This is a genomic window from Halomonas sp. 113, from assembly GCF_904067645.1.
In the GTDB taxonomy this organism is placed as follows: Bacteria; Pseudomonadota; Gammaproteobacteria; order Pseudomonadales; family Halomonadaceae; genus Vreelandella; species Vreelandella titanicae.
The window spans coordinates 1,655,894-1,669,075 of the sequence record NZ_LR881453.1; the positions used below are offsets into that span (position 1 = coordinate 1,655,894).

The window sequence follows — 13,182 nt, forward strand, 5'->3', positions numbered from 1 at the left end:
TGATACCGCGTTTAAACGCTAAGATACATTAGCTTGTGGCAGTTACTACTGCTAAAACGCTATTAATAGCACACACATTGACAGGTTATAACACGCTAACTCGTGCGGTACGCCGACACGAGCTGACAACAGGTTGACCGCCATGCATTGCCCTTTTTGTGGTGCAAACGATACTCGAGTGACTGATTCGCGCCTGGTAGCGGATGGTGATCAGGTACGCCGTCGACGCCAGTGTGCGAGCTGCCAAGAGCGCTTTACCACCTACGAAACCGCAGAATTGGTAATGCCGCGGGTGGTGAAGTCCGACGGCTCCCGCGAGAGCTTTAATGAAGCCAAACTGCGGGCAGGTATGTTGCGTGCGCTGGAAAAGCGTCCGGTCAGTGCAGAAGCCATTGAAGCGGCGGTAGAGCGCATCCGCCAAACCTTACGTGCCCGGGGCGATCGCGAAATCAACGCCCGTGATATTGGCGAGTCGGTCATGCAAGCGCTTAAAACCCTCGATCACGTAGCCTATATCCGCTTTGCTTCGGTATATCGCAAGTTCCAGGATCTGGATGAATTTCGCGCTGAGATTGACCGGCTGTCCCAAGAGCCCTCTTCCCGACTGGGCCATGGCAGCGAGTCGTCAAAATGAGTGCTGTCTTTAGCCAAGCCGACCACCGCTATATGGCGCGGGCGCTGCAACTGGCGCAAAAAGGCTTATACACCACGGATCCCAACCCGCGGGTCGGCTGTGTGATTGTGCGTGACGAGCAGATTGTCGGTGAAGGCTTTCACCTGTGTGCCGGTGAACCCCACGCCGAAATTCACGCGTTGAATGATGCTGGTGAGCAAGCCCTGGGCGCGACCGCGTACGTCACCCTGGAGCCTTGTTCCCACACCGGCCGCACTGGCCCCTGCGCGGTGGCGCTCCAGGAAGCGAAGGTGTCGCGGGTAGTGGTTGCCATGGTGGATCCGAACCCGCAGGTGAGTGGCCGCGGTATTCGTCTGCTTGAAGAGGCGGGTGTTGAGGTGGCGGTGGGGTTATTAGAGAGTGACGCGCGCGCTCTGAATCCCGGCTTTATTGCTCGCATGACCCAGCAGCGTCCCTTTGTGCGCCTGAAAATGGCGATGAGTCTAGATGGTCGTACCGCCATGGGGTCGGGGGAGTCTCAGTGGATCACCGGGCCTGAAGCACGCACCCAGGTGCAGCGGCTACGGGCACGCTCCAGCGCGATATTAAGCGGCGTTGAGTCGCTCATTATGGACGACTCTCGGCTGACGTTACGAGCAGAGCAGTTACAGCTGAACAACGCAGACCAAGTGGTTCACCGCCAGCCCCTGCGGGTGATTTTAGATACCCACTTGCGCCTACCTCTGGCGGCAGCCTGTTTAAGCGAGCCTGGGCGTACGCTAGTGATCACCACATCAGACCACTTGGAAGAGAAGCGGGAACGGTTAACTCAGGCGGGCGCTGAAGTACAGGTGTTGCCCGCCGGTAGCGATGGCCGTATCGATTTAGTGGCAATGCTGCAGTGGTTAGCCGAAAATGAACAGGTTAATGAACTGCTGGTGGAAACCGGAGCGACATTGGCGGGCGCTATGCTCGATGCGGCGTTGGTCGATGAGCTACAGCTGTTTGTTGCCCCCACACTGTTAGGCGGCGAAGCGCGGCCCCTTTTTGCGTTGCCAGGGCTCTCACGTATGGCCGATCAGCGGCGGTTAACCATTCACGATATGCGAGCAGTAGGGCGCGATTGGCGCATTATTGCATCCCCTCTAGCGACTAGCGCATCTGGCGAATTTTGCGAGAGCAAGGTACCCTGACGCGCAAAATCGTGACTCACTCTCGCGACACTCTTTCTCGATAACCTATCCTGACAAGCTATCGTGACAACACTTATTGGAGATTCCATGGCGCACCCCTCCTCTAGAGGCTTAGCCCCTATCGCCGAGCTGGTGGACGATATCCGCCAGGGCAAAATGGTGATTCTCATGGACGATGAGGATCGCGAAAATGAAGGTGATATCATCATGGCCGCCGAAAAAGTGCAGGCCGAGCATATCAACTTTATGGCCCGTTTCGCCCGCGGCTTGATCTGCATGCCGATGACTCGCGCCCGCTGTGAGCAGCTTAATCTGCCGCTAATGGTGCGTGATAACGGTTCCGGTTTTGGCACCAAGTTTACTCTCTCCATTGAGGCAACCGAAGGCGTCACGACGGGTATTTCAGCTGCAGATCGTGCGCGTACCGTGCAAGCCGCGGTGGCACCCAATGCAAAGCCCTCTGATATCGTTCAGCCAGGCCATATCTTTCCGCTGATGGCCGAGCCGGGCGGCGTGCTGCGCCGTGCCGGGCATACGGAAGCTTCGTGTGATTTGGCGGCACTGGCGGGCTGTGACCCTAGCGGTGTAATCTGCGAGATTATGAATGATGATGGCAGCATGGCGCGCCGCCCCGAGCTTGAAGCCTTCGCCCAGGAGCACGGTATTAAGATCGGTACCATCGCGGATCTGATTCACTACCGTATCGTTAACGAACAGACCATCGATCATCTGGAAGCGTCAACGGTCATGACCTCCCATGGCGAGCTTGAGCTGCACGTGTTCCGTGATCGTATCCAGGGCGCTCACCATTTGGCGTTGGTGAACGGTCAGCCCACGCCGGAACAGGCCACCACGGTGCGCGTGCATCTGACTGATACGCTGCGCGATGTAATGGGCTTGATGAAAGACGAACAGTGCCGCTGGGATGCCCATCGTGCGCTGGAAGAGATTGCCGGAGCCGCGCCAGGTGTGTTTGTGTTGATTGACGACGGCCGCCCGCACCAGGATTTGAAAGACCAGCTGGATATCTTTTTGGATCGCGTGCGCCAGCCGCGTACCAGCGACTCCGACGGTGCCGGTAACTACTTGACCATCGGCACCGGTTCTCAGATTCTGCGCTATTTAGGCGTGGGTAAAATGCGATTACTTAGTTCACCGTGGAAGTTTTCGGCGCTGTCCGGCTTTGACCTCGAAGTCGTAGAGCGTCTGGGCCCTAATGACACGGCGTATGAACCAACTTCTCAGCAGAACTAATTCAGCAGGAATAAATTGATGCACTCCCTCACTCAAGTTGAAGGTACGTTTGTTGATGTCGATGGCCGCTATGTCATCGTGGTCGGCCGTTTTAACCATCACGTGGTCGATAGCCTGGTGGAAGGCGCCGTCGACAGCTTGACCCGTCACGGTGTCGACGCCGAGCATATCCACATTGTTCACGTGCCGGGCGCCTGGGAACTCCCGCTGGCGGTGAAGCGCGTGTTGAAGGTAATGAAACCCGACGCAGTGATTGCCCTGGGCGCGGTCATTCGCGGTGGCACACCGCATTTTGAATACGTGGCGGGCGGCTGTAATACGGCGATTAATCACTTACAGCTTGAGTTTGATACCCCGGTGGCTAATGGTGTGTTAACCGTTGAAACCATTGAGCAAGCGATTGAGCGTGCAGGCACCAAGGCCGGTAACAAAGGCACCGAAGCTGCCATGGCCGCGATGGAAATGGTCTCTCTGCTCCGTGCGCTACCGTCAGGAGATACCCAATGAGCGAGCGTAAACCCTCTGCCGCTCAGCAGGGCCGCCACGCGGCGCGGGAATTAACGGTGCAGGGGCTTTATCAATGGCACATGACGGGTAAATCCATTACTACCATTGAAGCCGAGTTTCGTAGCCAGGTCGCCGACGATGACCTGGAAGATCACGAAAATTGGGTCAAGGTGATGGAGATCGCCGACAAGGCACTGTTTCACGAGTTACTCCATAATACCGTGCGGTTTAAAGCGGAACTGGATCGTGAAATCTCTCCCCTGCTAGACCGCCGCTTAGAAGATCTCGATGCGGTAGAGTTGGCCATCCTACGGTTGGGCGCTTACGAGCTTTCCCGCCGCATGGAAGTACCTTATCGTGTCGTCATTAACGAAGGCGTTGAGCTGGCTAAGTCATTTGGCGCCACCGATGGCCATAAATACGTGAACGGCATTCTCGACAAGCTGGCTATTCGCTTGCGCAGTGCCGAGGTCAGCGCTCGTCGTCTCTGAACGCGAGCGGTATGACAATGCGTTTAAGGGGCCTTTGTGCTTGCCGAATTTGATTTGATTCGACGCTACTTTATGTCGTCGCAGGAGGCGTCGGCTGCGTCAAATGGCGTCACACTGGGATGTGGAGACGACGCCACGCTGCTGTTGCCGCAAGCAGGCCAACAGTTGGTCGTGAGCGTTGATACCTCGGTGGTGGATGTACACTTTCCCCGCGAAGCATCAGCATTTGCGGTGGGTCACCGTGCCTTGGCCGTTGCGCTGAGCGATCTGGCCGCCATGGGGGCGACTTCGCGTTGGTGTTTGATGGCGTTAACCCTTGATCAGCGCCAGTTTACCAATGATGAAGCCACCCATGCTTGGCTTACAGACTATGCGCGAGGCTTTCATACGCTTTGTCAGCAGCACGCCACCACGCTGGTGGGGGGCGATGTCACTTCCGGTGCGCTTTCCATAGGCGTTACTGTGATGGGTGAACTCCCGGTGGGCGAAGCCTTGACCCGTAGCGGTGCCCAGGCGGGAGATCTGATCGCTGTCACCGGTGCACTAGGTGGTGGGGCAGGCGGGCTGGCGCTTTGGCAGCAGGGCGAGCGCGATCTGGCGCATCCATTGTTAAGTCGCTACCTATTGCCACAACCGCGCTTAGCGGCGGGCCTGGCGTTGCGCGACTTAGCCACCGCTGCACTGGATATCTCCGATGGGCTACTGGCCGACTTGGCGCATATTCGCGACGCTTCGCAGGTCGGAGCCGTCATCGCGCTAGACGCCTTACCACTGGCGGACGAACTGGAAAGCTCCCTAGGTCGGGAAGCTGCACTAAAGGCGGCACTTTCAGGCGGGGATGATTACGAACTGCTTGTTACCCTCGGCGCTGACGACGTCGCAGAGGCGCAACAGCGTTTAGCGCCATTGGGTCTAGCGCTGACCGTCATTGGCCACTGTAGTGAAGCGTTAGGCGTTACTGCCTCTGGCCAGAGTGAACTGAGTCGTTATGTCAGCGGCTATGCCGGCTGGCAGCATTTTAGTGGGGAAGCGCCATGAATCGTGCACCTAAAAGTGTCTGGCGCCGTCCAACACATTTTTTTGCCTTTGGCTTAGGCAGCGGCGCTGTGCCTTGGGCACCGGGTACCTTTGGCACGCTAGCGGCCATTCCGTTCTACTGGATGATGGCGGAACTGCCCCTGGGGTGGTACCTGAGTATTTGTTTTGTCACCTTTGTTATTGGCGTTTGGCTATGTGATAAAACGTCCCACGATTTAGGGGTACACGACCACTCGGGTATCGTGTGGGATGAGTTTGTGGGTTACTGGCTAACCATGGCGGCGGTGCCTTTTTCGTGGGAGGCTGCGCTATGGGGATTTGTGGTATTTCGCATCTTCGATGTCTTTAAGCCCTGGCCGATTCGCTGGGCTGACCGCCGCGTGGCGGGCGGCTTTGGTATTATGATCGATGACGTGATGGCTGGGGCCTACGCCTGGAGTACTATGCACCTGTGGTTCTGGCTACACTAAACTTGGTAAGTGGTAAGTGGTAAGTGGTAAGTGGTAAGTGGTAAGTGGTAAGTGGTAAGTGGTAAGTAGAGATCAGGAGCGGTTGATAACTTTTTTCGAGTGCATTGGCTGCAAGGCGTTGGCTTCAAGGAGGTAGCATGCGCAAGGAACGTCTGATTGTCCCCACGCTGGCGATTATAGCCGTAGTGTGGATGGCAGCGCAGCTACTCTCCAGTGTGCTGTTTGAGCGCAGTCTACGCCAAGCGCTCGAAGATCTGGAGGCGCGGGGTGAGTGGCGCGTCAATCGTACTGAGAGTCATCAAGGGTGGTTAAGCTCCCAAGGCAGGGTGATACTGTCACCGCTTTTGGGTCGACCCTGGCGCCTTGAGCTCACGTATAGCGCGCGGCACGGTATTTTAAGCACGGATGTCGAAGGCACCGTACTACCACGTCTCGATACCGTTCTGCAGCAAGCCGTGGGTGAGGTCACCGCCCCCTCTGTGCCGCGTTGGCAGGGGCGCTATCACACCCTTAGCGGTCATAGCGAATTGCGCCTTGCCCTTGCCCCCTTTGTGATTCAACAAAATGGCCGCGATTTAGCCGTCCGCGGTGGTCGGCTGCGCTTGGAAGGCGTGTTTGGCGATTGGCGACTACGCGCGTTATTTGATCAACTTACCCTGACCGACGGTATGGCCCAGCTTGCGATAGGCCCCACGGTGCTCGAAAGCCGCTATACTTATATTGATGATGCTTACCACTTTGCTCAACGCGATCACCTGCATATTGAAACGCTGACGCTCAGCTACCCCTCCTACGATATCCAGTTTTCACCTCTCGATCTAAACAGCCATATGGTGCTGGATGAGAGCGAACTCCGTATCAAAGGCGAGCTTGAAGTGGGCGATGTGATGGTGCCTTCTCAAGCGCCGGACATGCCGTTGCTCAATGGCCGCATAGAGATGGAACTTTCGCGTTTGAATGCCGATGCGGTTCGCCAAGTGATTCGTCGTTTGCGTCAGGAAGCCGCCTGGGGAGACGCTAGTCTACCTATGGCCGAAGGGTTGCTGGCCCGTTTAGAGCCGGATCTGCGCAAAGTGCTTAGCGACTCGCCGCGTTTAGATGTCACGACCGTTGCTATCGATAGCCCGCTGTTGGGTATTCGCCTGGATGCGGATGGCGCGCTGTTTTTTGATGCCCGCCAGTTGGATGAGCTGAGTGTGGTTAACCTCGATAAAAAGAAAGAGCAGGCGAAATGGCTGGAGCGCATTGATGGCGACTTTACCTGGCACGATGCGCCTACCGTCGCCGCATTATGGTTAGGTCTGCCCCTGGGCACTCGGGAGCTGCAGTTTGATGTGGTGCGTGGCGTTTGGCGTATCAATGGGCGCCCGATGCCCGAGCTTTGGCCTCAATAATTTTAAAAGAAAAGTTTACCTACGGTCGCAGGGAGCGCCGCTAAACTGACTGTTCTACTCGCGAAGGGTTGAAGTTTTGGCCCACTGCCCGCATTCCATGGACAACACTAGGCGGTTCTCACCGCCGGTATCGGTTCATTGGAGGACGCATGAGCGACCAGGATTACGAACACGACGCTGAACATCTTGATTGGCAACTTGATGATGAGCAGTCATCCACTACTGATGACACCCCCGGTAGTGAAGAGAGTAGTGAAGACAGTGGTGCAAACCACTCTAACGAACAGACTGAAAAAAGCTCTCAAGAGGCCGATAGTAAGCAGGGAGGAAGTGAGTACCGCTCAGACGGCGAGCGGGTAAACTCTCTGGTGCCCGCTAGTGAAATGCTGCCCGAACGCATTTACCTCCTGCCTATTCATAACCGGCCGTTCTTCCCCGCCCAGGTACAGCCGCTGGTGATTAATCGTGAGCGCTGGGAAGAGACCATGCGCCGTGTGGGTAACACGCCGCACCACACATTGGGTGTTGCCTTTGTGGGCGAGCAGGGTGTCACCTCACTGGATCACGAAGGTTTTCCGGAGATCGGTACTGCGGTCAAAGTGCACAAACTTAAGGGCGAAGACGATCAGATTCAGTTTATCGCTCAAGGGCTTCAGCGCTTTAAAATTACCCGCTGGCTCTCCAAAGAGCCGCCTTACCTCGTCGAGGTGACCTACCCTAAAGAGCCGGTTGATGCGGAGAACGAAGAGACCCGCGCCTACGCCATGGCAATCATCAACGGCATTAAAGAGCTGCTGCCGATTAACCCGCTGTACGGTGAAGAACTCAAGCACTACCTCAACCGCTTTAGTCCTCATCAGCCGGGGCCGTTGACCGATTTTGCCGCCGCTATTACCTCCGCCAAGGGCCCCGAACTTCAGGATGTGCTGGCAACACTTTCGGTAGAAGAGCGGATGCAGAAAGTGCTGCCGCTGCTGCGGAAAGAGATCGATGTTGCGTTGCTACAGGGAGAGATCAGCGAGCAGGTAAACGCGCAAATGCAGGATCGCCAGCGCGAGTTCTTCCTGCGCGAGCAGCTCAAGGTCATCCAGCGTGAATTGGGTATTTCCAAAGGTGATCGAGAAAACGATGTAGATACCTTTAGAGCGCGTTTGGAGTCACTGGTAGTGCCCGAGCGTGTTCAATCGCGTATTGACGATGAGCTTAATAAGCTCAGCGTGTTGGAAACCGGTTCGCCGGAGTATGGCACCACGCGTAACTACCTGGATTGGTTAACCTCGCTGCCCTGGGGAGTGACCAGCCAGGATCAGTTGGATCTACCCCATGCCCGCCAGGTGCTGGATCGCGACCACGACGGTTTGAAAGACGTTAAAGAGCGTATTATCGAATTTCTGGCCGAGGGTACTTTCAAAGGCGACGTAGGCGGCTCGATTGTATTGTTGGTAGGCCCTCCTGGGGTAGGCAAAACCTCCATCGGACGTTCGATCGCCGAAGCCTTAGGGCGCCAGTTTTACCGTTTCTCAGTCGGTGGTATGCGCGATGAAGCGGAAATTAAAGGCCATCGGCGTACCTATGTGGGCGCTATGCCCGGCAAACTGGTGCAAGCCTTTAAAGAGGTCGAGGTCGAAAACCCCGTTATCATGCTGGATGAAATCGATAAGCTCGGGCAGTCCTTTCAGGGCGATCCAGCATCGGCGCTGCTGGAAGTACTTGATCCCGAACAGAACGTCGATTTCCTTGATCACTATCTTGATGTGCGCATGGACCTCTCCAAGGTGCTGTTTATCTGCACTGCCAACACGCTTGATTCGATTCCAGGGCCGCTGCTTGACCGTATGGAGCAGATCCGCCTCTCCGGTTATATCGCTGAAGAGAAGCTGGCGATTGCCAAGCACCACCTGTGGCCGAAGCTGCTCAAGCGCGACAACCTGACGAAAAAGAGGATCAGCCTCTCCGATGCGGCTTTAAAGCAGGTCATTGAAGGCTACGCCCGGGAAGCCGGAGTGCGCCAGCTGGAGAAGCAACTGCACCGCATTGTGCGTAAATCGGCCGTTAAACTGCTCGAAGAGGAGTCTGAAACGGTCAAGATATCAGTTAAAAACCTGGAGGAGTTCTTAGGTGCGCCGATTTTCCGTAAGGAGAAAGTGCTTACCGGCGAAGGGGTAGTGACCGGCCTGGCGTGGACTTCCATGGGGGGGGCAACATTGCCCATCGAAGCAGGCAAAGTACACTCACTGGATCGTGGTTTTAAACTGACCGGTAAGTTAGGCGAAGTGATGCAGGAGTCCGCCAATATCGCTTACAGCTATACCCTGGGCCACCTGCAGGAGTATGGTGCCGATACCGACTTCTTTGACTCGGCGTTTGTACACTTGCACGTACCCGAGGGCGCCACGCCGAAAGATGGCCCTTCGGCGGGTGTCACCATGACCACGGCGCTGCTCTCGCTGGCCAAGCACCATGCGATCGATAGGCCTTTGGCGATGACCGGCGAACTAACGTTAACCGGCCAAGTGCTCCCCGTTGGCGGTATTCGTGAGAAAGTCATTGCCGCGCGACGCAGCGATATTTTTGAATTGATTTTGCCCGACGCCAACAAGCGCGATTACGAAGAGTTGCCGGACTACCTGAAAGAGGGCATGACGGTGCACTTTGCCAAGCGCTACCGTGATGTGGCAGATGTCGTGTTTGGCCGAAAATAGAGCGTTGATTTTATTTGCAGCAATGGCTATTTAACCTTTTAAAGCGTCTTACGAGAGTAAGGCGCTTTTTTTACATTTGTTCACTGGTTTGCCGAGATGATCTATAGCGATAATGACCTCTGCTTTTATAAAAATTAAGGAAGGTCTGAATAACTGCCGATATTCATCAACGCTTACTTGAGCCGACAAAAAATCGAAAATTCAGACACTCTTCTCCCTTTCTTTGTGTATTTTTGCCCCTTTCCCGCTCATTGAGCGGGAAAGGGGCGCAATCGCCCTATTCCCATAGGTATTTCTCACTGATCAGCAGGTTGCTGAACGCCGCCAGCAAGTGCAGGCGCTGAGTGTTTTTGGCCAGTCCACGATAGCGAGCCTTGCCATAACCAAAAACTTGTTTGATGTACCGAAAAGGGTGCTCCACCTTGGCACGGATACTGGCTTTGATGTTTTCGACTTTCTGTCGCCTGGCATCTAGCTTCTTGCGGGTGCCAAGCCGTTTGGCAATATACCAAGAGATATCGTTGCGGTGCTTGTGCTCGTCGCGTTTTTGAATACCCAGGTAACCGGCATCACCGAAGACGCGTTGCTCTTCACCGTGAAGGAGCTTATCGGCAGGCACAATGTCATGGACATTGGCAGCCGTGGTCTCGATGCTGTGAATCAACCCAAGCTTATCGTCGACACCTATATGCATTTTCATGCCAAAGTGCCAAGAGCTACCTTTTTTAGTCTGGTGCATTTCCGGATCGCGCTCGCCTTTTTTGTTTTTGGTGGAACTAGGCGCAGAGATGATAGTGGCATCGACAATGCTCCCTTCGCGCAGCATCAGGCCATTTTTCTCTAGGTGGTTGTTCACTTCCTGGAACAGCACCTTGCCAAGGCCGTGGTGTTCCAGAAAATGGCGAAACTTGAGAATCGTGGTTTCGTCCGGCAATCGGTCTAGTTTCAAACCGGCGAATTGGCGCATGGACTCGATCTCGTAGAGGGCGTCTTCCATGGCCGGATCGCTCAGGTTGTAAAACAACTGCATGCAATGGACGCGGAGCATGGCAGACAACGGATACGGAGGCCGCCCGCTCTCGCCCTTGGGGTAATAACGGGCTATCTTCTTCTCCAGCTGCGTCCAGGGGATCAGCTTGTCCATCCGCTCCAGAAAGAGTTCGCGGCGAGTCTTTCTCTTCTTGTTCTGGTACTCGGCTTCGGAGAAGGTGATTTGATCCATGGCAGCACTGAATCCTATGCAGTTGACGATAGCCGTATTATCACTGATGGCAGTGACTTTTTCAGAGCTTCCTTAAGAATATCTAATTCTTGGAGAACTAATGCGCAATAACCAGCCCGTGACGCAGCGTGAGTATGTTCTGAGTGAGGAAGCGGTGCTTATTTCCCGCTCGGATTTAAAGGGCAATGTGACCTACGCCAACCCTACTTTTGTTGAGGTCAGTGGCTATAGCCGTGAAGAACTCATTGGCTCTCCCCATAACCTCCTTCGTCACCCTGATATGCCTGAAGCTGCTTACAAGGATTTCTGGAAAACCATCCAAGCGGGGACAACCTGGCAAGGTGTGGTTAAAAATCGGCGTAAAAATGGCGATCACTACTGGGTGAATGCCACCGTGGCGCCGCTGCGGGACGGTGAGCGCATCGTCGGCTACACTTCCGTGCGCCGCAAAGCGTCAGAAAAAGCCATTAACCAGGCAGAAAAAATCTATGCCGAGATTCGCGAAAAAGGTAAATCCCGCCACTACGCACTAGCCCATGGCACGCTGCGGCGTAAAGGCTTGACTGGAATGCTGTCGCGCTTTCAGTTCACTAGCCTGAAAGCCAAGCTCATCAGTATGGTGGTGGCGTCGCTGCTGCTACTCTGTCTTTCGGGTGGGTTGGGAGTCTCTGCGCTGTTACTCTCCGGCGAGCGGCTGGAAACCATTAATCGCTCAGGTTTGAGCGATGTCGCCTCGCTGCAGAATATCGAACGCTATATTGGTCAAACGGTTGGCACGCTGGAACCTGCGGTACGAAGCCCTCGTCGGGCTGACCTGGAGGCCGTCAACGCAGACATTGGCCAGTATACCGATGCCATGCAGACGCTGTGGGCGGGCTACTATGCGGATGCGACGGTCACTGATGAGACCGCCCAGGCTTTTGATAGTGCTCTGAATACCTGGATTGATGCGGTGCAAACCGCCCTTGTGGCGATTGAAGAGGGTAATGGGTTCGCGGCCTTTGAGGCCTTGAATGACGTGGTGGTGCCGACCACAGAGTCGCTGCGCGAGATGAACAGCACCTTGGTTGAGCAGGTGCGTGCCGATGCCGAATTGCTGGTGACCGAGGCACAAAGCGGGCGTCAGCAAATGCTGATAGCGCAGCTGGTGCTACTGGCGGTAGGCTTTTTAGTCATGATCGGCTTGAGTGTAATGATTCTGAAATCCGTGTTTCGCAGCTTGTCGGGCGCGCGGTATATCACTTTCCAAATTGCCGCGGGTAACTTGGCCGCCCGTGAACGTCGTCAAACTAACGACGAGTTGGGCGAGCTGCTCTACTCCCTGGACACCATGCGTTTTAGCCTCTCCAGCATCGTGGGCGATGTAGAGAATCGTGTCTCAGTGGTTACTCCGGCGATTCAGCAGATAGCCGCTGAAAATGAGGAACTCTCTTCACGCACTGAGCAGCAGGCGTCGTCGCTTCAGCAGACCGCTTCGAGTATGGAGGAGATGACCTCGACGGTTCAGCAGAACACCGATAATGCCCGCCAGGCGACTGATCTGGCAGTGCAGAACGCTGCCAGCACCAAGGAAACCGGTCAGCAAATGCAAAAGCTGGTGGAGCGCATGCAGCGTATCGCCCAGAGTGCTGAAAAGATGACCGAGATGATCAGCGTGATCGACGGCATTGCCTTTCAAACTAATATTTTGGCACTCAACGCCTCGGTTGAGGCTGCGCGTGCTGGTGAACATGGACGCGGCTTTGCGGTAGTCGCCAGCGAAGTGCGCAATCTAGCTGGTCGCAGCGCAGATGCCGCCCAGGAAATTCGCAAGATGATTGATAGCACTACTCAGGAAGTCAGCGGTGGTCGTAGTGCGGTAGAGCAGGCGGAGCGGGCGATTGAGGAAGTCTCTCAGCAGGTGAGTCGAGTCAGTGAGCTGATGGAGTCGATCAGCACTGCGTCCAGCGAGCAGAGCAGTGGGATCGGTCAAATTAACTCGGCGATTGCCGAAATGGATCTTGTGACCCAGCAGAACGCTTCAAAAGTTCAGTCGATTGCGGCGTCAGCGGACAATCTCTCCCTCGAAGCCTTTGAACTCGCTAACGTGGTCGATGCATTCCGTTTGGAAGGCGCTCAAGACGAGAACATCAAAGAGGCGCGGGCGAAGTTACAGCGCGCCAACCAGGCACTCAGTAAAGCAACTCAGCAATTGACAGCCCCTTCAGAGCAGCGTGCTAAGACACTCGCAACACAGCCTCGTGCTGACCAGTGGGAAGCGTTTTAGCCCGGTAGACGACACTGTTAGGTGCTTGATTT

The 13,182-nt window shown here is 55.4% G+C and carries 11 protein-coding genes; 10 read left to right on the forward strand and 1 reads right to left on the reverse strand.

Features of this window, described 5'->3' with window-relative positions:
• Positions 1-142 precede the first annotated feature (142 nt).
• The 9 genes from nrdR (at position 143) to lon (ending at position 9,662) form a co-directional block, all read left to right on the forward strand.
• Positions 143-634 (forward strand): transcriptional regulator NrdR, encoded by a 492-nt coding sequence (gene nrdR, locus YERSI8AC_RS07880; protein WP_022519727.1) that lies wholly within the window; start codon positions 143-145, stop codon positions 632-634.
• Positions 631-1,806 (forward strand): bifunctional diaminohydroxyphosphoribosylaminopyrimidine deaminase/5-amino-6-(5-phosphoribosylamino)uracil reductase RibD, encoded by a 1,176-nt coding sequence (gene ribD / locus YERSI8AC_RS07885; RefSeq protein ID WP_022519726.1) that lies wholly within the window; start codon positions 631-633, stop codon positions 1,804-1,806. The genes nrdR and ribD overlap by 4 nt, the downstream gene beginning before the upstream one ends.
• 87 nt (positions 1,807-1,893) lie before the next feature.
• The gene (gene ribBA / locus YERSI8AC_RS07890) at positions 1,894-3,060 is read left to right on the forward strand and encodes a bifunctional 3,4-dihydroxy-2-butanone-4-phosphate synthase/GTP cyclohydrolase II (protein WP_022519725.1); all 1,167 of its coding nucleotides are present in this window, start codon (positions 1,894-1,896) and stop codon (positions 3,058-3,060) included.
• A gap of 18 nt (positions 3,061-3,078) precedes the next feature.
• Complete coding sequence (gene ribH / locus YERSI8AC_RS07895) at positions 3,079-3,567, forward strand: 6,7-dimethyl-8-ribityllumazine synthase (protein WP_007114490.1); 489 nt, start codon at positions 3,079-3,081, stop codon at positions 3,565-3,567.
• On the forward strand, positions 3,564-4,058 hold the full coding sequence (gene nusB, locus YERSI8AC_RS07900) for a transcription antitermination factor NusB (protein ID WP_007114491.1): 495 nt from the start codon (positions 3,564-3,566) through the stop codon (positions 4,056-4,058). The genes ribH and nusB overlap by 4 nt, the downstream gene beginning before the upstream one ends.
• 36 nt (positions 4,059-4,094) lie before the next feature.
• A complete protein-coding gene (gene thiL / locus YERSI8AC_RS07905; protein WP_022519724.1) occupies positions 4,095-5,096 on the forward strand; it encodes a thiamine-phosphate kinase in 1,002 nt (333 codons plus the stop codon).
• On the forward strand, positions 5,093-5,566 hold the full coding sequence (locus tag YERSI8AC_RS07910) for a phosphatidylglycerophosphatase A family protein (protein ID WP_022519723.1): 474 nt from the start codon (positions 5,093-5,095) through the stop codon (positions 5,564-5,566). The genes thiL and YERSI8AC_RS07910 overlap by 4 nt, the downstream gene beginning before the upstream one ends.
• Before the next feature lie 137 nt (positions 5,567-5,703).
• On the forward strand, positions 5,704-6,960 hold the full coding sequence (locus tag YERSI8AC_RS07915; RefSeq protein ID WP_022519722.1) for a DUF945 family protein: 1,257 nt from the start codon (positions 5,704-5,706) through the stop codon (positions 6,958-6,960).
• Between the two features lie 149 nt (positions 6,961-7,109).
• Complete coding sequence (gene lon / locus YERSI8AC_RS07920; RefSeq protein WP_022519721.1) at positions 7,110-9,662, forward strand: endopeptidase La; 2,553 nt, start codon at positions 7,110-7,112, stop codon at positions 9,660-9,662.
• 277 nt (positions 9,663-9,939) lie between these two features.
• Here the strand turns inward: lon and YERSI8AC_RS07925 are convergent, their stop codons facing one another.
• Positions 9,940-10,884: an IS5 family transposase gene (locus YERSI8AC_RS07925; RefSeq protein WP_159176486.1), complete on the reverse strand. Its 945-nt coding sequence runs from the start codon at positions 10,882-10,884 to the stop codon at positions 9,940-9,942.
• Between the two features lie 100 nt (positions 10,885-10,984).
• On the opposite strand from YERSI8AC_RS07925, the gene YERSI8AC_RS07930 reads away from it, so the two are divergent.
• Positions 10,985-13,150 (forward strand): methyl-accepting chemotaxis protein, encoded by a 2,166-nt coding sequence (locus YERSI8AC_RS07930; RefSeq protein WP_159176487.1) that lies wholly within the window; start codon positions 10,985-10,987, stop codon positions 13,148-13,150.
• Positions 13,151-13,182: the final 32 nt, after the last annotated feature.

What these genes read in the sequence shown, in the direction of transcription:
- nrdR (WP_022519727.1), top strand. Translation starts at nt 143, where the DNA reads ATGCATTGCCCTTTTTGTGGTGCAAACGATACTCGAGTGACTGATTCG.
- ribD (WP_022519726.1), top strand. Translation starts at nt 631, where the DNA reads ATGAGTGCTGTCTTTAGCCAAGCCGACCACCGCTATATGGCGCGGGCG.
- ribBA (WP_022519725.1), top strand. Translation starts at nt 1,894, where the DNA reads ATGGCGCACCCCTCCTCTAGAGGCTTAGCCCCTATCGCCGAGCTGGTG.
- ribH (WP_007114490.1), top strand. Translation starts at nt 3,079, where the DNA reads ATGCACTCCCTCACTCAAGTTGAAGGTACGTTTGTTGATGTCGATGGC.
- nusB (WP_007114491.1), top strand. Translation starts at nt 3,564, where the DNA reads ATGAGCGAGCGTAAACCCTCTGCCGCTCAGCAGGGCCGCCACGCGGCG.
- YERSI8AC_RS07910 (WP_022519723.1), top strand. Translation starts at nt 5,093, where the DNA reads ATGAATCGTGCACCTAAAAGTGTCTGGCGCCGTCCAACACATTTTTTT.
- YERSI8AC_RS07915 (WP_022519722.1), top strand. Translation starts at nt 5,704, where the DNA reads ATGCGCAAGGAACGTCTGATTGTCCCCACGCTGGCGATTATAGCCGTA.
- lon (WP_022519721.1), top strand. Translation starts at nt 7,110, where the DNA reads ATGAGCGACCAGGATTACGAACACGACGCTGAACATCTTGATTGGCAA.
- YERSI8AC_RS07925 (WP_159176486.1), bottom strand. Translation starts at nt 10,884, where the DNA reads ATGGATCAAATCACCTTCTCCGAAGCCGAGTACCAGAACAAGAAGAGA.
- YERSI8AC_RS07930 (WP_159176487.1), top strand. Translation starts at nt 10,985, where the DNA reads ATGCGCAATAACCAGCCCGTGACGCAGCGTGAGTATGTTCTGAGTGAG.